The following is a 25806-nucleotide window of genomic DNA, read 5'->3' as shown; positions in this document are numbered from 1 at the left end:
TGATCGCGTCGGGCGCTTCCGATGCGTCATGATCGCCGCGAGATGCTGGACACGACACAGAGCGAGGCCGCGCCGCCGCAGGAAGAGCCGCGCGGATGCCTCTTCGCCCTTTCCCAGCCACCGCTGATGATCTTCCTTGCGGTGATCGGGTGTCTGCTGCTCACGGCTGCCCTGCACGACCTGCTGTGGCTGTGAGCCGTACCCGCGGTACCCGGCGCCACCCGTCGGGACCGCGTCGGCACGGCATCGATTTCCTTCCCGTCCCCACGCCGGGCCTGCCGGGCCCATCAGGCCCGCCCGGATGCCCGGGCACGCCGTACGCCCGGCCCGGGGAGCCCGGCGATCAGCCAGCCGCCTCCTTGCGCCGCGCGCGGTACGCGGCGACGTGCAGGCGGTTGCCGCAGGTGCGGCTGTCGCAGTAGCGGCGCGAACGGTTGCGGGAAAGATCGACGAAGGCGTGCCGGCAGTCCGGGGCCTCGCAGCGCCGCAGCCGCTCCTGCTCACCGGCGACCACGAAGAAGGCCAGCGCCATTCCGCAGTCCGCGGCCAGGTGGTCGGTGATCGAGGCGCCGGGGGCGAAGTAGTGCACATGCCAGTCGTAGCCGTCGTGGTTCGTGAGCCGGGGCGTGGTGCCCGCGGCCGCGACCAGTTCGTTGATCAGTTTGGCGGCGGTGTGGGCGTCGGGAGCGGCGAAGACCGCCGCGAACCGTCCGCGGAGCCTGCGCACCGCCGACAGGTCGAACTCCGTGAGCACCCCGACCTCACTGACCTGGTGCGAGTGCACGAAGCTCTCGAGCGCCGCGATGTCCGGAAGTCCGTCCGGTACCGAGTCGTCCTCCGGTGCGGTGTTCACCAGATCCACCACGGTGTCCAGCGCGCACCGGGTGTCGTGGGTGATCAGCACGATTCGCTCCCTGGCCTGAGGGTCGGGCGGGCGCCCGCCGATGCTGGCCGATGGTAGTGGCTCCCGCGACCCCCGACCGCTGTCCGGCCCGCACATGGCTTCGAAATGCAACACGGGAAAGCCGGCCGGGGCTTCAGATCACCTGCTCGGCCGGGACCGCGGGCGCAACACAACGGCGCCGCCCGCGGTGCCCCGCGGCGTCGGCGCCGTTGTGTGCCGTCGCACGGCTGTCAGGGCCCGCGCCGTCTCCCCGAGTCGACGGCGCCGGGCGGTTCGGTGAGCCCTCCCTAGCTTTCCGCCAGGATGTGCGAGAGCTCCTGATCGAGATCGAAGTGCCGGTGTTCCGTGCCGGGAGGCACGGCGGCGTCCGTGCGCTTCAGGAAGGACTCCAGAGCCCGTGCCGGGGCCTCGAGCAGGGCCTCCCCCTCCGGGGAGCTCAGGGCGATGCAGACGACGCCCTGACCATGACTGCGCGATGGCCAGACGCGGACGTCGCCGGTGCCCGTGGGGCGGTGAAGTCCCTCGGCGAGGAGGTCGCGGGCGAACACCCACTCGACGGTTTCCTCGGCTCCGGTGTGAAAAGTGGCGTGCACGGCGTAGGGGTCGGCCGTGTCGTACCGCAGGCCTGCGGGGACAGGCAGGGAGGACTCGCTCGACACAACGAGGCGCAGGTGCAGCTCGCAGCTGACCGTGGTGTTCATAAGCGCCAGGGCCTTTCGCTCAGTGTGCGCTCGGGGATTCGCACGTCGGCGAAATCGACATGCCACCTACGGTGCCGTTGTAAACCCCTCTGGGGGTTTTGCATCGGTATACGTAACTCAACCGGCCGAGAGATTGTTCGCCCGGTGCGCCCGTTCCGGTGGCCGGATCGGCTCCGGTAGTGTTTGGCGGTATGAACACGGGGAGTGACTCACCCGGCGAGGCGGCCATGACGGCGGATCGGGCGGGGACGGACGGGGCGGACCAGGTGAAGGACGAGCGCGCGCTGGGCTCGCGGGCGCCGGCGTTCGTCCAGGCGCGGCGCGCCCTGCACGTGAGCTGGCAGGTCGGCGTCTTCATCGTGGGACTCGCGGTGGTGGCGGCCGGTGCCGCCATGCTGGTGCTGCCCGGGCCGGGGTGGGTGGTGATCTTCGCCGGTATGGCGATCTGGGCGACGGAGTTCGTCTGGGCCCAGATGGTGCTCCGGTGGACCAAGCGCAAGGTCACCGAGGCGGCGCAACGCGCCCTCGATCCACGGGTGCGGCGCCGGAACATCATCCTGACCTCGATCGGCTTGGTGATCGCGGCCGCGCTGACCGGGGCCTATCTGTGGAAGTTCGGCCTTGTGATGCCCTGGAAGATCGAGAACCAGTGAGCCGGGGCGGGGGTGCGGCGACCGGCCCCCCGCCCGTCACGGGCACTGGCTGACATGGGGTAATGTTCTTCCTGCGTCCGGGCGATTAGCTCAGTGGGAGAGCGCTTCGTTCACACCGAAGAGGTCACTGGTTCGAACCCAGTATCGCCCACCGGATCGCGGTACGGCCCGGCTCACCGACGGTGAGCCGGGCCGTACCGCGTTTGCGCACGGGATCGGCGCGGCCGTCCCGTTTGCGTCGCCCTTCATTCAACCGTGACCTTCCCGGGCTCGTGTTCCGGCGGGCCCTTCGGTGTTCGGTCCGTCGGTCGCACCCGCGCAGACCTGGGTCTTTCCGCCCCCCGCCCGCGTGGGGGGCGGGGGGCCGTCGCCGGTCGCGCTCGATCGCCGCGCCCGGCAATTCCTGTCCGGATCATTGACGCGCCCGTGGGCCCTCCGTACCTTGTGCCAGCAAGCGCTTGCTTGAAACGATTCATGAGGCGAACGCGACGTCGTGGGGAGGCTCGTATGCAGCAGGGCGAGAACGGCGAGAATACGGAGAGGCCGGCTGGGGGGCGGGTCGGGAGGCGGACGGTCCTCAAGGCGGCGGGCACCTCGCTGGCCGTCGCGGGACTGGGCGCCACCGCCACCGCATGCGGTGGCGGTGGCGGTTCGGGAGACGGGACGGTGACGCTCCGTTACTCGTGGTGGGGTGCCGAGGACCGGGCCGAGCGCATCAACAAAACCATCGCGCTTTTCGAGAAGAAGTATCCGAAGATCAAGATCAAGACCGACTTCCAGCCGTATACCGACTTCTGGAAGAAGTTCAACACGCAGGCCTCCGGGGGGAATCCACCGGACGTGTTCCAGAATGCCGTCGGATTTCTGCGTAAGTACGACGCGAAGAACGTTCTGCTCGACCTCAGCGGGCAGGTCGAGGCCGGCAACCTCTCCATGGACGGGTTCCGGGCGGGCCTGGAGAAGTTCGGTGAGATCGACGGCAAGCTCCTCGGCGTGCCCGTGGGTTCGAACTCGATGGCCCTGGTCATCGACAAGCCCGTCTTCGCCCGGGCCGGTGTCAAGCCCGAACAGGGCTGGACCTGGGACGACTTCGACGAGGCGATGGCGAAGATCCGTGACAGAACCGGGCGGGCCGGGGACAGCGGCATGTACGGGGTCATGTACCTCTACGACCTGTATCTGCGGCAGAACGGCAAGGCGTTCTTCACCGAGGACGGTCTGGGATTCACCGAGGCGGATCTCACCCAGTGGTGGACCAAGGCCGAGAAGGGCGTCAAGTCGGGCCTGTTCGCCGACCCGAGGAAGGTCTCCCAGATCAAGCCCAAGGCGGCGCTCTCCGCCGAACTCGCCGGATCCGAGTTCACCTGGGACAACTTCACCGTCCGCTACACCTCCGAGGGCAAGAGCGAGTACGGTCTCGCGCCCATTCCGACCACGGACGGCAAGAAGACCGGTCAGTACCTCGGCTCCCTGATGCTGAGCGCGTCCAAGCGCACCCGGCACCCCAAGGAGGTCGCCCGGTTCATCGACTTCATGGTGCATGATCCCGAGGTTGCCAAGATCATGGGATACGACCGCGGTGTGCCCGCGACGCAGGCACAGTACGACGCGTACCAGCCGACCGACCCGGTCAACAAGGCGATCGCCGCCTACGAGGAGTCCCTCGTCGGCGCGGGTGTCCTGGAGCCCATCACCCCGCACCCGAACGGCGCCGACATCTGCGAGGCCGCGTTCCTGCGCATCGCGGAGGAACTGGGCCTGGGCAAGCGCTCCGTGGCGGACGCCGTCAAGCAGTTCTTCACCGAGTCGAAGACGGCTCTCGCCGGCTGATGGGAACCGCCGTGACACACGCCCCTGCGACGGAGGCCCCGACCCGGGACTCCGAGCCGCGGCACGGTCCGGTGAAGTCCCCGCGCCCCGCCGCCCTGAAGCGCCGGGGCCGCCGGGAGAACCTGGCCGGCTACCTCTTCATGTCCCCCTGGATCGCCGGGTTCCTGCTGCTGACGGCAGGCCCGATGATCGCCTCCCTGTACTTCGCGTTCACCGACTACAACCTGTTCGACGCTCCCCGATGGATCGGCCTGGACAACTTCTCCGAGATGTTCGCCGACCCGCGCTGGCGCCACTCGGTGCAGGTCACGCTCTGGTACGTGGCCGTCGGCACGCCGATCAAACTGGTCGCCGCGCTCGGGGTGGCGTTGCTGCTGGCCCAGAAGCGGCGCGGGCAGGCCTTCTACCGGGCCGCCTTCTACGCGCCGTCGCTGATCGGGGCGAGCGTCTCCGTCGCCATCGTGTGGAAGGCGATCTTCTCCGACGACGCGATCGTCGACCGCACGCAGAAGCTCTTCGGAGTCGACGCCGGCGGCTGGACCGGTGACCCGGACCTGATCATCTACAGCCTGGTGGCGCTCACCGTCTGGCAGTTCGGCGCCCCCATGGTCATCTTCCTGGCCGGTCTGAAGCAGGTGCCGCGCGAGCTGTACGAGGCGGCCGACGTCGACGGGGCGGGCAGACTGCGGCAGTTCTGGAACATCACCCTGCCGATGATCTCCCCGGTGCTCTTCTTCAACGTCCTGTTGGAGACCATCCACTCCTTCCAGATCTTCAGCTCGGCCTACATCGTCGGCGGCGGCGCCGGAGGCAACGCCTGCGGTCCCGCGGACGGCACGATGGTCTACACCTGTTATCTGTACGTCCAGGGCTTCGAGAACAGCCGGATGGGCCTGGCCTCCGCCATGGCGTGGATGCTGCTGGTCGCGGTGGCCCTGGTCACCGCGGTGCTGTTCTGGTCCCAGAAACGCTGGGTGCACTACGAGGAGGGCGGCCGATGAGCTCCCCCGATCTCTCGACCTCGCTCGATCAGGGGGCGCCCCCGTCGACCACCGGCGTCACACCGGCCCGCTCCCCGCGGACAACGGCCTTCCGGCGTAGCCTGCCCGGCTCACTGGCCTGGCACCTCGGGTCGCTGGCGATTCTCGCGGTGATCCTCTACCCGGTGATCTGGGTCATCGGTGGGTCGTTCAAGAAGAGCGAGGACATCGTCGGCAGCCTGGACCTCTTCCCGGGCGACCCGATCACCTCGAACTACACCAGCCTCGCCGACGGCATCGCGGACATCCCGATCTCCACGTTCTTCTTCAATTCGCTCTTCCTCGCGGTCGGTTCGGTGATCGGGATCGTGGTGTCCTGCTCGCTGACCGCCTACGCCTTCGCGAAGATCAGGTTCGCCGGCCGCAATCTGCTCTTCACCCTGATGATCGGCACGCTGCTGCTGCCGTACCACGTGCTGCTCATCCCGCAGTACGTGCTCTTCCGCAACATGGACATGATCAATACGTACACCCCGCTCCTGCTGGGGAAGTATCTGGCCACGGAGGCGTTCTTCGTCTTTCTGATGGTGCAGTTCATGCGCAACCTGCCCAGGGAACTCGACGAGGCGGCACGCCTCGACGGCTGCGGGCACTTCCGCATCTACTGGTCGATCGTGCTCCCGCTGTGCCGTCCCGCGCTGATCACCAGTGCCATCTTCACCTTCATCAACGCCTGGAACGACTTCATGGGCCCGCTGATCTACCTCAACGAGCCCGGCAAGTACACGGTCTCCCTCGGCCTGAAGATGTTCGTCGACCAGGAGGCGCTGGCGAACTACGGCGGCATGATCGCCATGTCCCTCGTCGCGCTCCTGCCGGTACTGGCCTTCTTCCTGGCCTTCCAGCGTCACCTCATCGACGGCATGGCCACGTCCGGCCTGAAGGGCTGAGGAGAACCGAGCATGACTGAACCGATGATGGCCAGGGCGCGGGACGAGGTCCTCCGGGAACGCGGCGAGTCACTGTTCACCGGCAGGTTCGCCCTGTTCGCCGAGTGCCTGCTCACCGGAGTGTGGATCGCGCTGGCATCGCTGCCGCTTGTCACCTACCCCGCCGCGTTCGCGGCCGGTGCGCGGCACCTCGGGCGCCGGCTCGCCCACGAGCACGGCGGGCTGCGGGAGTTCGCGGCCGACTTCCGGTCGGCACTGCGCGGCGGATGGCTCGTCGGACTCGCCGGATGGGCCGCCCTCGCCGTGGTGTGGGTGGACGTACGGGCCGTACGGGCCGGGCTGCCCGGTGGTGCGCTCGTGGCCGCTGTCGGAGTGGTCGCCCTGATCGCGGCGGTCGTCGCCGGGCTGCGCGCGGCGGCCGAGTGGCGGCCCGGCGCCTCCTGGCGGTCGCTGCTCGCGCGGGCCGGCCGCCGCACCGTGCTCGACCCGGCCGGATCCTTCCTGATCGTCGGCGGGCTGGCCGTGGTGGTCTGCTCCGCCTGGTTCAGCGCGCCGCTCGCGCTCCCCGTCCTGGGGGCCGTCGCGGCGGCGGCCGTCGCCGTGGAAGAGCGCCACCGGCACCGCTGACGCGGGCGGTGCCTTTTCGTACCAGGGCCGACGCCCCGGCGTCGCGCCTCTTCCTGTCATGCCCTTGACATCACGGTGCATCCCGCACGGAAAGGAAAGGCCATGTCCCCCGTCCCCCGCAGGTCCCTCCTGAAGGCAGCCGCCGTCGCAGGCGCCGCCGCCCAGTTCGGCTGGGCACTCGGCGCGCGCGATGCCGCCGCCGCGCCGAAAGCCGAAACCGCCGCCGGCGACCCCGTGACCCTGGACTGGCTCGAGGACGGCGGCCTCGGCGCGGCGTCCGGCTCCACCGTCGGCGTGCCCTGGCCCAAGGGCCTCCACCGGGACGACCAGACCTTCGCACTGGCCGACTCCGACGGCAATGCCGTACCCGTCCAGTCCTGGCCGATCGCCCACTGGCCCGACGGTTCCCTCAAGTGGACGGCACACGCCGTGAGTTCGGGCTCCGGCACACTCACCCTCACCGCCGGCACCCCCGCAGCACCGGAGAAGAAGGTCACCGTCGGCAAACGCGGCGGCACCATCGAGGTATCGACCGGCGTCATCACCGCGAGGATCGGCAAGTCCGGCGCCACGATCATCAAGTCCGTCACCCGCGGCTCGACCGAGATCGCCAGGAACGGGCGCCTCGTCCTGCTGCGCCAGCCCGAGTTCGAGGACGGCGACCAGACCACCGTCAGGACCGAACGCTTCGACGGCACCATCACCGATGTCACCGTCGAACAGGAAGGGCCGGTCCGCGCCGTCGTCCGGATCGACGGCAAGCACCGCAAGGGACAGCGCAGTTGGCTCCCCTTCTCCATCCGCCTCTACTTCTACGCGGGCGCCGACTCCTTCCGCATGGTGCACACCATCACCTACGACGGACAGCAGGAACCCGGCAGGGCGAGCGGCGACTTCATCCGTGGCATCGGCGTCCGCTTCTCCGTGCCGATGCGCGACGAGGCCTACGACCGGCACATCCGCATCGGCGGCGAGGGCACCGGCCTGCTGCGCGAAGCCGTCAAGGGCGTCACCGGACTGCGCCGCGACCCGGGGGCGGCCGTGCAGGCGGCCCAGTACGCGGGTGAGAAGCTGCCCGACCCCGCCACCTGGGACCAACGCGTCACCACCCGCCTGCGGTACATCCCCGAATGGGGCGACTACACCCTCTCCCAGCTCTCCGCCGACGGCTTCGCCCTGCGCAAGCGCACCAAGAAGGGCTACGGCTGGATCGGCGCCGGCGGAGGCAGACGCGCCTCCGGCTTCGGCTACGTCGGCGGGGTCGGCGGCGGACTCTCCTTCGGCCTGCGCGACTTCTGGCAGAAACACCCCGCCCAGCTCGACATCCGCGGCGCCCACACCGACGAGGCCGAGGTCACCCTCTGGCTCTGGTCGCCCGAGGCACAGCCCATGGACCTGCGCTTCTACCACGACGGCATGGGCCAGGACACCTTCCCCGAACAGCTCGAAGGCCTCAACATCACCTACGAGGACTACGAGCCCGAGTTCGGCACCCCCTACGGCATCGCCCGTACCTCCGAACTCCTCTTCTGGGCCAACGAGTCGACCCCGAACGCCGACCGCCTCGCCGAGCAGGTCGAGGCCGTCCGCGTCCTCCCGCAACTCGCCGCACCGCCCAAGCAGCTCATCGGCGCCAAGGTGTTCGGCCCCGGCCTGTTCGCCGAACCCGACCGCTCCACCCCGGCCAAGGCGAAGATCGAGGACCACCTCGACTTCCTCTTCACCTACTACAAGGACCAGGTGGAGATGCGCCGTTGGTACGGCTTCTGGGACTACGGCGACGTCATGCACACCTACGACACCGTCCGCCACCAGTGGCGCTACGACGTCGGCGGCTACGCCTGGGACAACTCCGAACTCTCGCCAGACCTCTGGCTCTGGTACGCCTACCTGCGCTCCGGCCGCGCCGACATCTTCCGCTTCGCCGAGGCGATGACCCGGCACACCGGCGAGGTCGACGTCTACCACCTGGGCAAGTGGGCCGGCCTCGGCACCCGGCACGGCGTCCAGCACTTCGCCGACAGCGCCAAACAGCAGCGCATCGCCAACACCACCTACCGGCGGTACTACTACTTCCTCACCGCCGACGAACGCGTCGGCGACCTCATGCACGCCAACGTCGACTCCGACGAGACCTTCCTCGCCCTGGACCCCCTGCGCAAGATCCGCACCGAGCCGTACACCCCCGACCGCAACGCCCTGTCGATCGGCTTCGGCACCGACTGGAGCGGCCTGGTCTCCGCCTGGCTCACCGAGTGGGAACGCCGGGGCCCCAAGTGGAAGAAGGCCAAGGCGCGTGTCCTGTCCACCATGGAGACCATCGCCGCCCAGCCCAACGGCTTCGTCCAGGGCAGCGGCCTGTACGACCTGGACACCGGCAGGTTCGCGGTCGCCGACACCCCGAAGGTCGAGGTCTCCCACCTGTCGGCCGTCTTCGGCCTGAACGAACTGTGCGCCGAACTCATCGACCTGGTCGACATGCCGGAGTTCAACGAGGCGTACTACGACTACTGCCGCTACTTCAACGCGAGCAAGACGGAGCAGGCGGCACGCTACGGCAGCAACTTCGGCAGCCTGATCCTCTTCCAGGGCCACTCCCGCCTGGACGCCTACGCCGCCGTGCAGACCGGCGACGACGAACTCGCCCGCCGGGCCTGGGAGAAGTTCTACCACTCCGACGGTTACCGGGAATCCGCCCCCTGGAAGACCGAGAAGGTGACCGGCCCGACCGCCCTGGTGGCCGGCAGCGAGGCCACCTGGGTGTCCACCAACGACACCGCGCTCTACGGCCTCGCCGCCATAGAGAACCTGGCCCTGCTCGGCGACCGGATGCCGTAGGGAACCGCACGACGCGGGCGCGGGCGGGCACACTCCGTCCATGGACCGGAACCATTACCGCTTCCGCAGTCTGTGGACCCTGCCGGCGCCCGCGCCCGCCGTGTACCGCGCCCTGGAACGCGTCGAGGACTATCCCCGCTGGTGGCCGCAGGTGAAAGAGGTCACGCGGCTCGCCGACGCCGTCGGCGGGGGCGTGGGGATCCTCCGGATCCGCTCCGTGCTGCCCTTCTCCCTGGTGGCGACCGTGCGGGAGACGAGGCGCGACCCCGCGGCCGGAATCCTGGAAGTCGCCCTGTCCGGGGACATCGACGGCTGGGCCCGCTGGACCGTCGTCCCCCGGGGCCCCGGCGGCACCCTCGCCCGCTACGCCCAGGAGGTCGACGTCCGTAAACCGCTGCTGCGCCGCCTCGCCCGGCCGGGACGGCCCGTCCTCCGCGCGAACCACGTACTCATGATGCGGGCCGGGCGGCGCGGCCTGGCCGCCCACCTGCAAGCGGTTTGAACCAAGCGCGCCCGGACCTGTATTGTTCAGTCCGTTCCCGGGCGATTAGCTCAGTGGGAGAGCGCTTCGTTCACACCGAAGAGGTCACTGGTTCGAACCCAGTATCGCCCACCGGGAAAGCCGGTCCGCCACAGGCGGACCGGCTTTTGTGTGCCCCGGCCCGTGTTCACGCGTTCCTGGCCGGGGTCTCACGCAGCCGTCGGCAGGTCCGGGCGCAGCGGCCAGGCCGGGTCCACCGCCTCCTGTGTGCCGTTACGGGCGAACCAGGACGTCAGGCCCCGGGCCTGGCCCGCGTGCCACACCGCCTGCAACGTGTGGAGCTCGCCGGGGGACAGGTGCTCCAGCCGGGACGCGAAGCGGCGGCCCACCGCGCGAGTGACCTCCAGCGCCGCCGCCGCGCCCGCCTCCGCGCCGGGCGTGCCCTCCGACGGGACGCCGTAGAGCGCGCACAGATCGGTGAGCGTGCGGCCGCCCTTGCGGTAGCGGTCCAGATGCCTGTCGAGGACCCGCGGGTCCAGCACCAGCAGCGGCGTCCGCTCGAACCAGCGGCTCAGCGGCGTGGCCCGATGACGGCGCAACTCCCGGTCCAGCAGGGTGAGATCGAACGGAGCGTTCATCACCACCAGCGGCCGGCCCACCCCCGCCTGCTCGGCCAACGCCTCCGCCACCTCGTACATCACCGGTGCCGGCCAGCGGCCGTTGCGCCGCAGATGCTCGTCCGTCAGCCCGTGTGCCTCCGTCGCCGCGGCCGGCACCGGCACCCCCGGGCTGACCAGCCAGCGGCTGACCCGCGGCCGGTTGCCCGGCGAGTCCTGGACGACGACGGCGGCCGACACGATCCGGTCGGTTTCGACGTCCACCCCCGTCGTCTCCGTGTCGAAGGCGGCCAGCGGCCCCTCGTACCAGCACCTCATGCCCACCAACCCCTCGCGCACCATCGGCAGTTGACGCCAAGTCCGCTGCCCGCTCCGGTGATACCCGGCCGGTGCGCGCCGTACGCGGGCCCCGGCCGCTCCGTCGCCGCCCGGCTCCGTGCGGCCGTGGGCGCTCGCGGAGGCCGGGCCGGATACGAGCCGATCACGCTCAGTGAGGGCCCGTGTCGCACCCGGTACGGGCCGGCGAGGCCGAGCGGGCCGGCCGCGAGGAATGATTTCGCACCCGACCGGTCCGGGTCGGTACGATCGCACCCATGCGTGCGCTCAGGTATGGCGCCGCAGCCAAAGCCTTCAGTCAGGAGAGACCGGTGTCAGACGTCCGTGTGATCATCCAACGCGATTCCGAGCGGGACGAGCGCGTGGTGACGACGGGCACCACGGCCGCCGAGCTCTTCGCAGGCGAGCGCTCGATCATCGCGGCGCGGGTGGCCGGTGAGCTCAAGGACCTCGCCTACGAGGTCAAGGACGGCGAGACCGTCGAGGGCGTCGAGATCTCCTCCGAGGACGGCCTGAACATCCTGCGCCACTCCACCGCGCACGTCATGGCGCAGGCCGTGCAGGAACTGTTCCCCGAGGCCAAGCTGGGCATCGGCCCGCCGGTCCGGGACGGCTTCTACTACGACTTCGACGTCGACAAGCCCTTCCACCCCGATGATGACCTCAAGGCCATCGAGAAGCGCATGCAGGAGATCCAGAAGCGCGGCCAGCGCTTCTCCCGCCGTGTGGTCACCGACGACGAGGCCCGTGAGGAGCTCGCCGACGAGCCGTACAAGCTGGAGCTGATCGGTATCAAGGGTTCCGCGTCGCACGACGACGGCGCGGACGTCGAGGTCGGCGCCGGCGAGCTGACGATCTACGACAACCTGGACGCCAAGACCGGCGAGCTGTGCTGGCGGGATCTCTGCCGTGGCCCGCACCTGCCGACCACCCGGAACATCCCGGCGTTCAAGCTCATGCGCAACGCCTCGGCGTACTGGCGCGGCAGCGAGAAGAACAAGCAGCTCCAGCGGATCTACGGCACCGCCTGGCCCTCCAAGGAGGAGCTGAAGGCACACCTGGAGTTCCTCGCCGAGGCCGAGAAGCGCGACCACCGCAAGCTCGGCAGCGAGCTCGACCTGTTCTCCATCCCCGAGCAGATCGGCTCCGGCCTCGCCGTCTTCCACCCCAAGGGCGGAATCATCCGCCGGGTCATGGAGGACTACTCGCGGCGCAAGCACGAGGAAGCCGGTTACGAGTTCGTCTACACCCCGCACGCGACGAAGGGGAAGCTCTTCGAGACCTCGGGCCACCTGGACTGGTACGCCGACGGCATGTACCCGCCCATGCAGCTCGACGAGGGCGTGGACTACTACCTCAAGCCCATGAACTGCCCGATGCACAACCTGATCTTCGACGCGCGCGGCCGGTCGTACCGGGAACTGCCGTTGCGTCTGTTCGAGTTCGGGACCGTGTACCGGTACGAGAAGTCGGGCGTCGTGCACGGTCTGACCCGCGCCCGCGGCTTCACCCAGGACGACGCGCACATCTACTGCACCCGCGAGCAGATGTCCGAGGAGCTCGACAAGACCCTCACCTTCGTCCTGAACCTGCTGCGCGACTACGGCCTGACCGACTTCTACCTGGAGCTGTCCACCAAGGACGAGACGAAGTTCGTCGGCACGGACGAGGCGTGGGAGGAGGCCACCGAGACCCTCCGCCAGGTCGCCGAGAAGCAGGGCCTGCCGCTGGTCCCGGACCCGGGCGGCGCCGCCTTCTACGGACCGAAGATCTCCGTGCAGGCCCGCGATGCCATCGGCCGCACCTGGCAGATGTCGACGATCCAGCTCGACTTCAACCTGCCGGAGCGCTTCGACCTGGAGTACACCGCCGCGGACGGCTCCAAGACCCGCCCGGTCATGATCCACCGCGCGCTGTTCGGCTCCATCGAGCGGTTCTTCGCGGTGCTCCTCGAGCACTACGCGGGCGCCTTCCCGGCATGGCTGGCTCCGGTGCAGGCGGTGGGCATCCCGGTGGGCGACGCGCATGTGGAGTACCTGGAGAAGTTCGCCGCCGACGCGAAGAAGCAGGGCCTGCGGGTCGAGGTGGACTCCTCCTCGGACCGCATGCAGAAGAAGATCCGCACGCAGCAGAAGCTCAAGGTCCCGTTCATGATCATCGTCGGTGACGACGACATGAACGCGGGCACCGTGTCGTTCCGCTACCGCGACGGTTCGCAGGAGAACGGCATTCCGCGTGACGAGGCCATCGCCAAGCTCGTTGACGTGGTGGAGCGTCGCGCTCAGGTATGACCTGCTCCCCGCCGACGCGGGGCTTCGGGCCCCCGGGATGTATCCCGGGGGCCTTTGCCGTCACCCCACGGCGACGCCATATGCTGCACGCATGACGAGTGAGCCGGAGCAGCAGTTGGGAGTGGGCACGCAGGACGCGTTCCAGCGTCTGTGGACGCCCCACCGGATGGCCTACATCCAGGGCGAGAACAAGCCGAGTGGCCCGGGTGCCGACGACGGCTGCCCCTTCTGCTCCATCCCGGCCAGGTCCGACGAGGACGGGCTGATCATCAAGCGCGGCGAGCTGGTCTACGCCGTGCTCAACCTGTACCCCTACACGGGCGGCCACCTGATGACGGTGCCGTACCGCCACGTCGCCGACTACACGGAGCTGACGGCGGAGGAGACGGCGGAGCTCGCCGAGTTCACCAAGCAGGCGATGAGTGCCCTGCGCAGTGCCTCCGGCGCCCACGGCTTCAACATCGGCATGAACCAGGGCACCGTGGCCGGCGCGGGCATCGCCGCCCACCTGCACCAGCACGTCGTGCCCCGTTGGGGCGGCGACACCAATTTCCTTCCCGTGATCGGCCACACGAAGGTGCTGCCGCAACTGCTGGGCGACACCCGCAAGATGCTCGCGGAAGCCTGGCCGACGGACTGATCTGCGGCTGACGCCCGCACCGGCGGACGCGTAGGTCTCCGGCCCACCGCCGGAGACCTACGCGTCGTACACGTCGGCCTTCTTGGGCGCCGCTTCCTGGACGGCTCCGCTCAGGCCCGCCGAGCGGGCACCGAACTTCTCCGTGTCCACGCCGTTCTCCTTCAGCACCTTGATCGCCGCCGCGTGCACCGCCCGCAGGACCGGTGTGGCGGCGCGCAGCGCGTCGTCGGCCATGAAACGGTGCCGCCACGGCTTGTCGGCCCAGGCGTGCCGCAGGCCGAAGGGCTCGGGCAGCGAGAGCTTGCCGCCCAGCCAGTACAGCAGCGGCGGATACCAGGTCAGCGGCGCCCGGGCGGCCAGGCGCACCACCTCGTCCGCGTCGACCAGGGGGAGCTTCACCGTCCGGGTCTCCCAGAACCTGACCGATTTCTGGACCGTCTTCTCCTTGGCCGCCGGCTTGGTCGTGAACAGGGAGTGCACCGGCCCCAGGGCATGCCCGGTGACCTCGATGCGCAGCGTCTCGTGCAGCACCGTCACCGTGATCAGCATGGTGAGGACCAGCTGGCCGTCCCACAGCGTCCACTGCACGCCCAGGTAGTGCCGGTCGCCCGCGCCGAACTGCTGGTTGTTGCAGATCTCCTGTATGGCGTGCTGCTTGACCTGGTACGCCTCGACGTCGGTGCCCTCGGGCCGGGACACCCCGTCCGCGTTCTCCCCGATCGGGGTGACGATCCAGTGCCGTACCGACGGCTTGGGGAAGCCGCCGGTGTGCAGCGGACCGCGCTCCAGCATGCGCAGTCGGTCGTGGATGGCCTTGATCACGTCCCAGCTGCGGAACGGGTTGATCTCCCGGTCCGGGTCGATCGGTATGAGCTCCTCGGCGAGCTGCCAGCTGCCCCAGCGCGTGCCCATGCCCAGTATCCCCTTGGGCCCGGCGTAGAACACGGAATTGGACTGCTGTTCGGCGCTGAGCCGGGCCAGCGACTGACGCAACTGCTCGGCGGCCGTCTCACCGGGGCTGCTCGGCACCGCTTCGGGCACCTTGGCCCCCACACTGCCGCCGGAGAGCAGACTGCTCCAGCGCTCCCTGAGGTCCTGCGCCGTGCGCTCGCAGATCCGCTTGGCCCAGAACCAGCCCACCACCGGGGCGACGACCGACGCCCGCGCGTACCAGCCCCAGAACCCGTCGAAGGGCATCCGGAGCAGGAAGATCACCGCGAGGACGCCCACCGCGACCAGGAGCGTGGTGGCGAGCGCGCCGGCCCGCTTGTCCTCGCGTCTGGCGATGGTGGTGCGGATCTGGAAGACCAGCAGCCACACCAGCAGTCCGGGCAGGAAGAGCAGGCCGCACAGCACCATCACGGCACTCAGCCAGTTGTCCCGCTCCCGCCGGATGCGGTGCGCCGCGAGGCTGTGCTCCACCACCACCTGGGGGTGGGCGCCGAAGGACTGGATGAGTGGCGCCCGCCCGGAGCCCAGCATCCGGTCGATGATCGCCCGGGAGAACGCCTCGCCCAGGTTCGGCCGGAACAGCGCGATCCTGGGCTTGTCGACGGACGACTTGTGCCACTCGTTGTTGGCCTTGAGTATCTCCTCGGCCTCGTTGTCCCGGTAGGCCGCCGAGGCCAGTGCGAACGTCGGGGTCTGCCCCTCGTCGCCGGTGCGTGGCACCTGCGGACCGAAGAAATCCGCGTAACCGCCCTCAACGGTCATTCCCGCCCCCGATCGCCGCGACTGTCGTCTTGCGGCCTTCCCGACTTCCTTGCCGCGCACACCTGTTGATCTGGACTTCAGAGTATCGGCAGCCACCGGTGTCCGTCGGTGGACGACCGAAAGCCGCCTGCCGGGGCGGCGGCCGACGCTTTGAGGGCGTGTTCGGCGGGCTCCCGGGGCGCGTGCGGGCGAAGGCGTACGCGGGCGCCCGCGGGGCTTCCCCACGGGCGCCCGGCGCCGACCGGTGAGGCACCGCCGGCGCCGGCCTCGCGGCCCGCGCACCGTTGGCCGCGAGGCCCGCCCGGCGCCGTCAGGCGCTGCGGGCCTCCTCCCGCACCCGCTCCGCGACCTGCGGTGGCATCGGCTCGTGCCGCGCGTACCGGCGGCTGAAGCGCGCGGTGCCGTGCGAGAGCGACCGCAGATCGACGGTGTACCGGCCGATCTCGATCTCCGGCACCTCGGCCCGGATGAGGGTGCGGCCGCCGGCCGACTGCTCGGTGCCGAGCACCCGGCCGCGCCGGCCGGACAGATCGCTCATCACCGGTCCCACGTAGTCGTCGCCGACCAGGACGTTCACCTCGGCCACCGGCTCCAGGAGGTGGATCCGCGCGTCCGCGGCCGCCTCCCGCAGCGCCAGCGCGCCCGCCGTCTGGAACGCCGCGTCGGAGGAGTCCACCGAGTGCGCCTTGCCGTCCAGCAGCGTCACCCGTACGTCGATCAGCGGGTGGCCGGCCGCGATGCCCTTGGCGGCCTGGGCCCGTACGCCCTTCTCGACGGACGGGATGAACTGCCGAGGCACCGAGCCGCCGACCACCTTGTCCACGAACTCGATGCCCGAGCCGCCCGGCAGCGGCTCCACCTCGATCTCGCAGATGGCGAACTGCCCGTGGCCGCCGGACTGTTTGACGTGCCGCCCGCGTCCGGCCGCCCGGTCGCCGAACGTCTCCCGCAACGGCACCCGGTGGGCCACGACGTCCACCTGGACGCCGTACCGGCTGCGCAGTCGCTCCAGGGCCACGTCCGCGTGTGCTTCGCCCAGACACCACAGGACCACCTGGTGGGTGTCCTGGTTCTGCTCCAGGCGCATCGTCGGGTCCTCCGCCACGAGGCGGGACAGTCCCTGCGAGAGTTTGTCCTCGTCGGGTTTGCTGTGCGCCTCGATGGCCAGCGGAAGCAGCGGGTCGGGCATCTCCCAGGGTTCCATGAGCAGCGGGTCGTCCTTGGCGGACAGGGTGTCCCCGGTCTCGGCACGGCCCAGTTTCGCCACGCACGCCAGATCGCCCGCGATGACGTGCGGCACCGGCCGCTGCTGTTTGCCGAACGGCGTGGACAGTGCGCCGATCCGCTCGTCGACATCGTGGTCCTCGTGGCCCCGGTCGGCCAGTCCGTGCCCGGAGACGTGCACCGTCTGGTCGGCGCGCAGGGTGCCGGAGAAGAGGCGGATCAGCGAGAGCCGGCCGACGTACGGATCGGAGGACGTCTTGACGACCTCCGCGACCAGCGGGGCGTCGGGATCGCACGGCTTCAGCTCGCGCGGTGTGCCGTCGACCGTGGTCACCTGCGGTGTGACGTGCTCCAGCGGGGTCGGGAAGCCGCCGGTGATCAGCCCCAGCAGTTCGACGGTGCCGAGGCCCTGGCGGGCGCCCTCGGCCGCGGGAGCGGCGGCCAGGACGGGGAAGAACGCACCTCGCGCGACGGCGCGTTCCAGGTCCTCGATCAGGGTCTCGACGTCGCACTGTTCGCCGCCGAGGTAGCGGTCCATGAGGGTCTCGTCCTCGCTCTCCGCGATGATCCCCTCGATCAGCCGGTTGCGTGCCTCCTCGATCAGCGGCAGCCGGTCCGGGCCGGGCTCGGACTCCTCGCGCTCCCCGGAGGAGTAGTCGAACAGTTTCTGCGTCAGCAGGCCGATCAGCCCCGTCACGGGCGCGTGCCCGTCAGGCCCCGCAGGGCCGTGCAGGGGCAGGTACAGCGGCAGTACGGCGTCGGGGTCGTCCCCGCCGAACGCCTCCGCGCAGACGCGCGTCATCTCCTGGAAGTCCGCGCGCGCCGCTTCCAGGTGCGTGACGACGATGGCCCGGGGCATGCCGACGGCCGCGCACTCGTCCCACACCATCCGGGTCGAGCCGTCCACGCCGTCGGAGGCCGAGACGACGAAAAGGGCCGCGTCCGCCGCTCGCAGACCGGCCCTGAGTTCCCCGACGAAATCGGCGTATCCGGGGGTGTCCAGCAGGTTGATCTTGATGCCGTCCCATTCGACGGGCACCAGGGAGAGCTGTACCGAGCGTTGCTGCCGGTGCTCGATGTCGTCGTAGTCGGAGACGGTGCCGCCGTCCTCCACCCGGCCCGCCCGGTTCACCGCTCCCGCGGTCAGCGCGAGAGCCTCCACCAAGGTCGTCTTGCCCGATCCGGAGTGGCCGACCAGCACCACATTCCGTACGGACGTGGGGTGGTCGGCCGCCTGTGCCCTTCCGGCGGCTCCGGGGTGTGTGTGCGCCTTGTCGCCCATGGTCCTGCCTCCCGTGCACGGTGAGGTCACTGTGGGCGCGGACACGCGGAATCCTCCCCCGGGTGCTCGCCCGGGGGCACCCCGAGCGGTGACGGCTCCGGCGACGCCCGCGGTCCTTCGAGCTTTGCACTCCCGTCACGGTGCGTCCATACGAGGGACGTGATCCCGTCTCCCGGTCCGCCACCGCGTGTGCCGTCGGCCCGTGCACCGGACGTTCGGGTGCCCGGCCAACGGCGGTACGCGCGCGTGACTACGATGGGCCAGCCGGTGGCCAGCAGGGCCACGCGGCCACACCGACCGTCGGGAAGGCCATGCTGAACAAGTACGCGCGTGCATTCTTCACGCGTGTCCTCACGCCGTTCGCCGCGTTTCTCATCCGGCGGGGGGTCAGCCCGGACACGGTCACGCTCATCGGCACCGCGGGTGTGGTCGCGGGCGCGCTGGTCTTCTACCCCGTGGGCGAGTTCTTCTGGGGCACGGTCGTCATCACGTTGTTCGTGTTCTCCGACCTCGTCGACGGCAACATGGCCCGCCAGCTGGGCCGCTCCAGCCGCTGGGGGGCCTTCCTCGACTCCACCCTCGACCGGGTCGCCGACGGGGCCGTCTTCGCCGGCTTCGCCCTGTGGTACGCGGGCGGGGGCGACGACCTCGTGCTGTGTGCCGTTTCGATCTTCTGCCTGGCCAGCGGTCAGGTGGTGTCGTACACCAAGGCGCGCGGCGAGTCGATCGGACTGCCGGTCGCCGTGAACGGGTTGATCGAGCGGGCCGAGCGGCTGGTGATCTCGCTGGTCGCGGCGGGTCTGGCGGGCCTGCACGCATTCGGTGTGCCCGGAATCCAGTACCTGCTGCCGATCGCTCTGTGGATCGTCGCCGTCGGCAGCCTGATCACGCTGATCCAGCGGGTCGTCACCGTGCGCCGGGAGTCCGCCGAGGCCGAAGCCGCGGAACGGGAGTCCGGGGTGCGGGAGGCGGGGGCGCGGGAGTCCGAGGTGGGGGAGTCCGCCGAGGGCCGGCGGACCCGGGGGAGCGAGACCGCGAAGTGAGTGTCCAGGAGCGGCTGACCGACGCCCTGTACGGCGCCGGCTGGGCCACCGTCAGGAAACTCCCCGAACCCGTCGCCGTACGGCTCGGCCGGAGCATCGCCGACCTGGCCTGGAAGCGGCGGGGCAAGGGCGTGCTGCGGCTGGAGAGCAACTACGCGCGCGTGGTGCCGGGCGCGGGCCCCGAGCAGCTCGCCGAACTGTCCCGCGCGGGCATGCGCTCGTACCTGCGGTACTGGATGGAGTCCTTCCGGCTGCCGGCCTGGAGCCGGGAGCGCATAGCGGGCGGCGTGGACATCGAGGACATCCACCGTCTGACCGACGGCATGGCGGCCGGCAAGGGCGTCGTCCTGGCACTGCCGCACCTCGCCAACTGGGATCTCGCGGGCGCCTGGGCCACCACCGGACTCGGTATCCCCTTCACCACCGTCGCCGAGCGCCTGAAGCCGGAGACGCTGTACGACCGGTTCGTCGCCTACCGCGAGGGCCTCGGCATGGAGGTGCTCCCGCACAACGGCGGCAGCGCGTTCGGCACGCTGGCCCGGCGACTGCGCGGCGGGGGACTGGTCTGCCTGGTCGCCGACCGCGATCTGTCGGCCTCCGGCGTGGAGGTCGACTTCTTCGGCGAGACCGCGCGGATGCCGGCCGGCCCCGCCCTGCTCGCCCAGCAGACCGGCGCGCTGCTGCTGCCGGTGACGCTCTGGTACGACGACTCGCCCGTGATGCGAGGACGGGTCCATCCACCGGTCGGAATTCCCGAGTCGGGCACACGCGCCGAGAAGACGTCCGTGATGACACAGGCGCTGGCCGACGCCTTCGCCGCGGGGATCGCCGAGCATCCGGAGGACTGGCACATGCTGCAGCGCTTGTGGCTCAAGGACCTCGATCCCGCGCGGGAGGCGACTCCGTGAGAATCGGCATCGTCTGCCCGTACTCCTGGGACGTACCGGGTGGCGTCCAGTTCCACATCCGTGACCTGGCCGAGTACTTCATCCGGCTCGGCCACGAGGTGTCCGTTCTCGCCCCGGCCGACGAGGACACCCCGCTGCCGCCGTACGTCGTCTCGGCCGGCCGCGCGGTGCCGGTGCCGTACAACGGCTCGGTGGCCCGGCTCAACTTCGGTTTCCTGTCGGCGGCCCGGGTGCGGCGCTGGCTGCACGAGGGCGCCTTCGACGTGATCCACATCCATGAGCCGACCTCGCCCTCGCTCGGCCTGCTGACCTGCTGGGCCGCCGAGGGACCCATCGTGGCCACCTTCCACACGTCCAACCCGCGCTCCAGGGCCATGATCGCCGCCTACTCCATCCTGCAGGCGGCCCTGGAGAAGATCAGCGCGCGGATCGCGGTGAGCGAGTACGCCCGCCGCACGCTCGTCGAACACCTCGGCGGGGACGCCGTGGTGATCCCGAACGGTGTGGACGTCGACTTCTTCGCCCGCGCCGAGGCCGATCCGCGGTGGCAGGGGGAGACGATCGGCTTCATCGGCCGTATCGACGAGCCACGCAAGGGCCTCCCGGTGCTGATGCGGGCCTTGCCGAAGATCCTCGCCGCCCGCCCGCGGGCGCGGCTGCTGGTCGCGGGACGCGGTGACGAGGAGGAGGCGGTGGAGAGCCTGCCCGCCGAACTCCGTTCCCGGGTCGAGTTCCTCGGCATGGTCAGCGACGAGGACAAGGCCCGGCTCCTGCGCAGCGTCGACCTGTACGTGGCGCCCAACACCGGAGGCGAGAGCTTCGGCATCATCCTGGTCGAGGCGATGTCCGCGGGGGCGCCGGTGCTCGCTGCCGACCTGGACGCCTTCGCCCAGGTCCTCGACCGGGGGGCGGCGGGCGAACTGTTCCCCAACGAGGACGCCGACGCGCTCGCCGACGCCGCGATACGCCTCCTGGAGGACCCGGAGCGCCGCGCGAAGCTGAGTGAACGGGGCAGCGCCCACGTCCGCCGCTTCGACTGGTCGACCGTCGGCGCGGACATCATGTCCGTCTACGAGACGGTGACCGCCGGCGCGGCCGCGGTGGCGGCGGACGACCGGACGACGAAGCGGTGGGCACGCTTCGGTCTGACGCGGGACTGAGGCCGGGAAGGGCCTGACCCGCCGGTCGGGCTCCGGCCCGTTCGGGTCCGGATGGGGCTCCCGGTAGCCTTGCCGCCCGTGACCGCAACCCTCATCTGGATCCTTGTCGTCCTCGCCGCGAGCGGCCTCTATCTGAGCTGGACGGCGGGGCGGCTGGACCGGCTGCACGCCCGGATCGACGCCGCCCGTGCCGCGCTGGACGCGCAGTTGCTGCGTCGCGCCTCAGTGGCGCAGGAACTGGCCACGTCGGGGGTGCTCGATCCGGCCGCCTCGATCGTGCTCTACGAGGCCGCGCACGCCGCGCGGCAGACGGTGGAGGAGCAACGGGAGGTCGCCGAGAGTGAACTGAGCCAGGCGCTGCGTGCCGTCTTCGCCGAGGCACAGCAGGTGGACGCGGTCAGGGACGCGCCCGGGGGAGAGGAAGCGGCCCTGGAACTCGCCGAGGCGGTTCGCAGGGTGCCCATGGCACGGCGTTTCCACAACGACGCCGTACGGGCCGCACGCGCTCTGCGCCGGCACCGCAAGGTGCGCTGGTTCCGGCTGGCGGGACACGCGCCGTTCCCGATGGCCTTCGAAATGGACGACGAACCACCGGCCTCCCTGATGGAGCGGGCCGCGTAGCGCGGCCCCGCCCGGGAGGACCAGGAGCCCGCCCGGAGCCGGTCGCACCGAGAGCCGTACCGGGAGAGCCGCCCGGAAGGATCCGCCCAAAAGGATCCACCGCCTCATCATTGGCTCTTGCTGTGGACTGGTCCGTTCACGTTTCCTCAGTGCTGTAGAAACCCCCTCTTCGCAACAGTGAGGTCATTCGTGTCCAGCACGCTCTCCGAAAACCAGGCTCCCGAGACCGGCACCGCCCGCGTGAAGCGCGGCATGGCCGAGCAGCTCAAGGGCGGCGTGATCATGGACGTCGTCACACCGGAGCAGGCGAAGATCGCCGAGGACGCGGGCGCCGTCGCCGTCATGGCCCTGGAGCGCGTGCCCGCCGACATCCGCAAGGACGGCGGCGTGGCACGCATGTCCGACCCGGACATGATCGACGGCATCATCGGGGCCGTCTCCATCCCGGTCATGGCCAAGTCCCGCATCGGCCACTTCGTCGAGGCCCAGGTCCTGCAGTCCCTCGGCGTCGACTACATCGACGAGTCCGAGGTCCTCACTCCGGCCGACGAGGTCAACCACTCCGACAAGTGGTCGTTCACCACCCCCTTCGTCTGCGGTGCCACCAATCTCGGCGAGGCCCTGCGCCGCATCGCCGAGGGTGCCGCGATGATCCGCTCCAAGGGCGAGGCCGGCACCGGCAACGTCGTCGAGGCCGTCCGTCACCTGCGCCAGATCAAGAACGAGATCGCCCGGCTGCGCGGCTTCGACAACCACGAGCTGTACGCCGCCGCCAAGGAGCTGCGCGCCCCGTACGAGCTGGTCAAGGAGGTCGCCGAGCTGGGCAGGCTGCCGGTCGTGCTGTTCTCCGCCGGCGGTGTCGCCACTCCCGCCGACGCCGCGCTGATGCGCCAGCTCGGCGCCGAGGGCGTCTTCGTCGGCTCCGGCATCTTCAAGTCCGGCGACCCGGCCAAGCGTGCCGCCGCCATCGTCAAGGCCACCACCTTCTACGACGACCCGAAGGTGATCGCCGAGGCGTCCCGCAACCTCGGCGAGGCCATGGTCGGCATCAACTGCGACACCCTTCCCGAGGCCGAGCGCTACGCCAACCGCGGCTGGTAGGCATGAGCGACGTCGTGGCAGGCGTCCTGGCCCTCCAGGGCGACGTACGGGAGCACCTCGTCGCCCTGGCCGCGGCCGGTGCCGTGGCCAGGCCGGTGCGCCTGCCCGACGAACTCGCCGAGGTCGACGGTTTGGTCCTGCCCGGCGGCGAGTCCACCACCATCTCCAAACTGGCCGTCCTGTTCGGCCTGATGGAGCCCCTGCGCGCACGCGTGCGTGCCGGCATGCCCGTCTACGGCACCTGCGCCGGGATGATCCTGCTCGCCGACAAGATCCTCGACCCGCGCTCGGGTCAGGAGACCGTGGGCGGGATCGACATGATCGTGCGCCGCAACGCCTTCGGACGGCAGAACGATTCCTTCGAGGCCGCGGTCGACGTCAAGGGAGTGGTGGGCGGCCCCGTGCACGGTGTCTTCATCCGCGCCCCCTGGGTCGAGTCCGTCGGAGCCGGGGCCGAGGTGGTCGCCGAGCACGACGGCCACATCGTCGCGGTCCGCCAGGGCAATGCCCTGGCCACGTCCTTCCACCCGGAACTGACCGGGGACCACCGTGTGCACGGCCTGTTCGTCACCATGACACGCGAGTGCCGGGCGGCCGACGCCTTGTAGGATTCCTGGGTACCTCCCGGGCTTTCGAGTCCTGGGGGAGTTTGTTGCAGGGATTGGGTTACGCGAAGGAGAGAGTCAGATGGCCGGCCACTCCAAATGGGCCACGACGAAGCACAAGAAGGCCGTCCTCGATGCCAAGCGCGGCAAACTCTTCGCGAAGCTGATCAAGAACATCGAGGTCGCCGCGCGTATGGGCGGTGTCGATCTGGACGGCAACCCCACGCTCTACGACGCCGTTCAGAAGGCCAAGAAGCAGTCGGTGCCGAACAAGAACATCGACTCCGCCATCAAGCGCGGTGGCGGTCTCGAGGCCGGTGGCGCCGACTACGAGACGATCATGTACGAGGGCTACGGCCCGAACGGTGTCGCGGTGCTCATCGAGTGCCTCACCGACAACCGCAACCGCGCCGCCTCGGACGTGCGGGTCGCGATGACCCGCAACGGCGGCTCGATGGCCGACCCCGGTTCGGTGTCGTACCTGTTCAACCGCAAGGGCGTCGTGATCGTCCCCAAGGGTGAGCTGGTCGAGGACGACGTCCTCGCCGCCGTCCTGGACGCGGGCGCCGAGGAGGTCAACGACCTCGGTGAGTCCTTCGAGGTGCTCAGCGAGGCCACCGACCTCGTCGAGGTCCGTACCGCACTGCAGGGCGCGGGGATCGACTACGACTCCGCCGAGGCCAACTTCGTCCCGACCATGCAGGTCGAGCTGGACGAGGAGGGCGCCAAGAAGATCTTCAAGCTGATCGACGCGCTGGAGGACAGCGACGACGTGCAGAACGTCTTCGCCAACTTCGACGTGAGCGACGAGATCATGGAGAAGGTCGACGTGTGACGCGGCTGCGTGCGCGACGATTCCAGCGGGCCGGTGGGGACATGTCCCCACCGGCCCGCAGCTCCTGTCAGTGGCAGCCGATAGCCTGGCGTACGTCAAAGATCACCGTACGCGGACCGTGACCTCGATCGAGGAACCCCGACGGCGATCGGCCAGGTCCGCGAGAGCGGCGGCGGATGAGCCGCAGAGAGAGGGGAGGCCGGCGTGCGGGTGCTGGGGGTCGACCCGGGGTTGACGCGGTGCGGTGTCGGGGTGGTCGAGGGGGTCGCCGGGCGACCGCTCACCATGCTCGGCGTCGGTGTCGTACGCACGCCCGCCGACGCCGATCTCGGACACCGCCTCGTCGCCATCGAGCAGGGCCTGGAACAGTGGCTGGACGAACACCGGCCGGAGTTCGTCGCCGTCGAACGTGTCTTCAGCCAGCACAACGTCCGGACGGTGATGGGGACCGCCCAGGCGAGCGCCGTCGCCCTGCTGTGCGCCGCGCGCCGAGGCATACCCGTCGCCCTGCACACGCCCAGCGAGGTCAAGGCCGCCGTGACCGGCTCCGGCCGCGCGGACAAGGCCCAGGTCGGCGCGATGGTCACCCGCCTGCTGCGGCTCGACGCGCCCCCGAAGCCCGCCGACGCGGCCGATGCCCTGGCGCTCGCCATCTGCCACATCTGGCGGGCCCCGGCCCAGAACCGGCTGCGTCAGGCGGCCGCCCTGCACGCCTCGCGCACACCCACAGCACCGAACTCACCGAAGGGGCGCTCCGCATGATCGCCTTCGTCAGCGGCACGGTCGCCGCGCTCGCCCCCGACGCCGCGGTCGTCGAGGTCGGCGGCGTCGGCATGGCCGTCCAGTGCACGCCGAACACGCTGTCCGCGCTGCGCGTCGGCGCGCACGCCAGGCTCGCGACGTCCCTGGTCGTGCGCGAGGACTCGCTCACCCTCTACGGCTTCGCGGACGACGACGAGCGGCAGGTCTTCGAACTGCTGCAGACCGCCAGCGGCGTGGGCCCGCGCCTGGCCCAGGCCATGCTCGCCGTGCACACCCCGGACGCGCTGCGCCGGGCCGTCGCGACCACCGACGAGAAGGCCCTCACCGCCGTGCCCGGCATCGGCAAGAAGGGTGCCCAGAAGCTGTTCCTGGAGCTGAAGGACCGCCTCGGCGCACCGGTGGGCGCGGCGGCGGCCGCGGCCGCTCCCGGCACCACGGGCTGGCGCGACCAGTTGCACGCCGCACTGATCGGCCTCGGGTACGCGACACGCGAGGCCGACGAGGCGGTCGCCGCCGTCACTCCGCAGGCCGAGGCGGCCGAGGGCACCCCCCAGGTGGGCCCGCTGCTGAAGGCGGCTCTGCAGACCCTGAACCGCGCCCGGTAGTCCGGCCCACGATCCACGGACCACCACCGCCAGATACGGCACCCGGGCCGCCGGCCCCGGCCGGAACACCCGCACGCCCGCCCCACCCCGGCTAGGAGA

24 protein-coding genes and 2 tRNA genes are annotated in these 25806 nt (G+C 70.2%); 21 read left to right on the top strand and 5 right to left on the bottom strand.

Annotated features, from left to right (window positions below; all coding sequences use genetic code 11):
- Nucleotides 1–42 precede the first annotated feature (42 nt).
- The gene (locus ACVW19_RS05395) at nt 43–195 is read left to right on the top strand and encodes a hypothetical protein (RefSeq protein ID WP_181383571.1); all 153 of its coding nucleotides are present in this window, start codon (nt 43–45) and stop codon (nt 193–195) included.
- A gap of 148 nt (nt 196–343) precedes the next feature.
- On the opposite strand, the gene ACVW19_RS05390 is transcribed toward ACVW19_RS05395, so the two are convergent.
- Nucleotides 344–904: a CGNR zinc finger domain-containing protein gene (locus ACVW19_RS05390; protein ID WP_457457099.1), complete on the bottom strand. Its 561-nt coding sequence runs from the start codon at nt 902–904 to the stop codon at nt 344–346.
- A 287-nt stretch (nt 905–1191) separates the two neighbouring features.
- Complete coding sequence (locus ACVW19_RS05385) at nt 1192–1605, bottom strand: SsgA family sporulation/cell division regulator (RefSeq protein ID WP_004002642.1); 414 nt, start codon at nt 1603–1605, stop codon at nt 1192–1194.
- A gap of 191 nt (nt 1606–1796) precedes the next feature.
- Here ACVW19_RS05385 and ACVW19_RS05380 point away from each other — a divergent pair, with 191 nt between their 5' ends.
- The 9 genes from ACVW19_RS05380 (at nt 1797) to ACVW19_RS05340 (ending at nt 10096) form a co-directional block, all read left to right on the top strand.
- Nucleotides 1797–2258, top strand: a complete 462-nt coding sequence (locus ACVW19_RS05380; protein WP_457457098.1) for a TIGR02611 family protein — start codon at nt 1797–1799, stop codon at nt 2256–2258.
- 79 nt (nt 2259–2337) lie between these two features.
- Nucleotides 2338–2409: transfer RNA gene (locus ACVW19_RS05375), tRNA-Val, on the top strand.
- A gap of 356 nt (nt 2410–2765) precedes the next feature.
- Nucleotides 2766–4088 carry an ABC transporter substrate-binding protein gene (locus ACVW19_RS05370; protein WP_457457096.1) on the top strand — a complete coding sequence of 441 codons (1323 nt, stop codon included), beginning with the start codon at nt 2766–2768 and terminating at the stop codon, nt 4086–4088.
- On the top strand, nt 4088–5089 hold the full coding sequence (locus tag ACVW19_RS05365) for a carbohydrate ABC transporter permease (protein ID WP_457457094.1): 1002 nt from the start codon (nt 4088–4090) through the stop codon (nt 5087–5089). The genes ACVW19_RS05370 and ACVW19_RS05365 overlap by 1 nt, the downstream gene beginning before the upstream one ends.
- A complete protein-coding gene (locus ACVW19_RS05360) occupies nt 5086–6018 on the top strand; it encodes a carbohydrate ABC transporter permease (protein WP_457457093.1) in 933 nt (310 codons plus the stop codon). The genes ACVW19_RS05365 and ACVW19_RS05360 overlap by 4 nt, the downstream gene beginning before the upstream one ends.
- A 27-nt stretch (nt 6019–6045) precedes the next feature.
- Nucleotides 6046–6645 (top strand): hypothetical protein, encoded by a 600-nt coding sequence (locus tag ACVW19_RS05355; protein ID WP_457464451.1) that lies wholly within the window; start codon nt 6046–6048, stop codon nt 6643–6645.
- 102 nt (nt 6646–6747) lie between these two features.
- Nucleotides 6748–9483, top strand: coding sequence for an exo-rhamnogalacturonan lyase family protein (locus ACVW19_RS05350; RefSeq protein WP_457457091.1), 2736 nt, complete (start codon nt 6748–6750; stop codon nt 9481–9483).
- 40 nt (nt 9484–9523) lie between these two features.
- On the top strand, nt 9524–9985 hold the full coding sequence (locus tag ACVW19_RS05345; RefSeq protein WP_457457089.1) for an SRPBCC family protein: 462 nt from the start codon (nt 9524–9526) through the stop codon (nt 9983–9985).
- A 39-nt stretch (nt 9986–10024) separates the two neighbouring features.
- Nucleotides 10025–10096 (top strand) — tRNA-Val (locus ACVW19_RS05340).
- 77 nt (nt 10097–10173) lie between these two features.
- On the opposite strand, the gene ACVW19_RS05335 is transcribed toward ACVW19_RS05340, so the two are convergent.
- Nucleotides 10174–10899: an exonuclease domain-containing protein gene (locus ACVW19_RS05335; RefSeq protein ID WP_457457087.1), complete on the bottom strand. Its 726-nt coding sequence runs from the start codon at nt 10897–10899 to the stop codon at nt 10174–10176.
- A gap of 329 nt (nt 10900–11228) precedes the next feature.
- On the opposite strand from ACVW19_RS05335, the gene thrS reads away from it, so the two are divergent.
- Together thrS and ACVW19_RS05325 are read left to right on the top strand one after the other, a co-directional pair.
- Nucleotides 11229–13208 (top strand): threonine--tRNA ligase, encoded by a 1980-nt coding sequence (gene thrS, locus ACVW19_RS05330; protein ID WP_457457086.1) that lies wholly within the window; start codon nt 11229–11231, stop codon nt 13206–13208.
- A gap of 91 nt (nt 13209–13299) precedes the next feature.
- Nucleotides 13300–13848 (top strand): HIT family protein, encoded by a 549-nt coding sequence (locus tag ACVW19_RS05325; protein ID WP_457457084.1) that lies wholly within the window; start codon nt 13300–13302, stop codon nt 13846–13848.
- Between the two features lie 57 nt (nt 13849–13905).
- Here the strand turns inward: ACVW19_RS05325 and ACVW19_RS05320 are convergent, their stop codons facing one another.
- Together ACVW19_RS05320 and ACVW19_RS05315 are read right to left on the bottom strand one after the other, a co-directional pair.
- On the bottom strand, nt 13906–15561 hold the full coding sequence (locus ACVW19_RS05320; protein WP_457457082.1) for a hypothetical protein: 1656 nt from the start codon (nt 15559–15561) through the stop codon (nt 13906–13908).
- A gap of 310 nt (nt 15562–15871) precedes the next feature.
- Nucleotides 15872–18067, bottom strand: coding sequence for an elongation factor G-like protein EF-G2 (locus ACVW19_RS05315; protein WP_457457080.1), 2196 nt, complete (start codon nt 18065–18067; stop codon nt 15872–15874).
- A gap of 311 nt (nt 18068–18378) precedes the next feature.
- On the opposite strand from ACVW19_RS05315, the gene pgsA reads away from it, so the two are divergent.
- From pgsA to ruvA, 9 genes are all read left to right on the top strand, one after another.
- The gene (pgsA, locus tag ACVW19_RS05310; protein WP_457457078.1) at nt 18379–19110 is read left to right on the top strand and encodes a phosphatidylinositol phosphate synthase; all 732 of its coding nucleotides are present in this window, start codon (nt 18379–18381) and stop codon (nt 19108–19110) included.
- Nucleotides 19107–20018, top strand: a complete 912-nt coding sequence (locus ACVW19_RS05305) for a phosphatidylinositol mannoside acyltransferase (protein ID WP_457457077.1) — start codon at nt 19107–19109, stop codon at nt 20016–20018. The genes pgsA and ACVW19_RS05305 overlap by 4 nt, the downstream gene beginning before the upstream one ends.
- A complete protein-coding gene (locus tag ACVW19_RS05300) occupies nt 20015–21178 on the top strand; it encodes a glycosyltransferase family 4 protein (protein WP_457457075.1) in 1164 nt (387 codons plus the stop codon). Before ACVW19_RS05305 ends, ACVW19_RS05300 begins: the two co-directional genes overlap by 4 nt.
- Nucleotides 21179–21256: 78 nt before the next feature.
- Nucleotides 21257–21799, top strand: a complete 543-nt coding sequence (locus ACVW19_RS05295; RefSeq protein ID WP_457457073.1) for a hypothetical protein — start codon at nt 21257–21259, stop codon at nt 21797–21799.
- Between the two features lie 189 nt (nt 21800–21988).
- A complete protein-coding gene (pdxS, locus tag ACVW19_RS05290) occupies nt 21989–22900 on the top strand; it encodes a pyridoxal 5'-phosphate synthase lyase subunit PdxS (RefSeq protein WP_202276752.1) in 912 nt (303 codons plus the stop codon).
- A 2-nt stretch (nt 22901–22902) separates the two neighbouring features.
- Entirely contained in the window at nt 22903–23508 is a 606-nt protein-coding gene (pdxT, locus tag ACVW19_RS05285; protein ID WP_457457071.1) for a pyridoxal 5'-phosphate synthase glutaminase subunit PdxT, read from the top strand.
- Between the two features lie 79 nt (nt 23509–23587).
- Entirely contained in the window at nt 23588–24340 is a 753-nt protein-coding gene (locus ACVW19_RS05280; protein WP_457457069.1) for a YebC/PmpR family DNA-binding transcriptional regulator, read from the top strand.
- Between the two features lie 204 nt (nt 24341–24544).
- Nucleotides 24545–25102: a crossover junction endodeoxyribonuclease RuvC gene (ruvC, locus tag ACVW19_RS05275; RefSeq protein ID WP_457457067.1), complete on the top strand. Its 558-nt coding sequence runs from the start codon at nt 24545–24547 to the stop codon at nt 25100–25102.
- Complete coding sequence (gene ruvA / locus ACVW19_RS05270; RefSeq protein WP_457457066.1) at nt 25099–25707, top strand: Holliday junction branch migration protein RuvA; 609 nt, start codon at nt 25099–25101, stop codon at nt 25705–25707. The genes ruvC and ruvA overlap by 4 nt, the downstream gene beginning before the upstream one ends.
- The last annotated feature ends 99 nt before the right edge of the window (nt 25708–25806 follow it).

The sequence above is a fragment of the Streptomyces sp. TE5632 genome, assembly GCF_054061295.1.
This window is presented reverse-complemented; position numbering and strand designations above follow the sequence as displayed.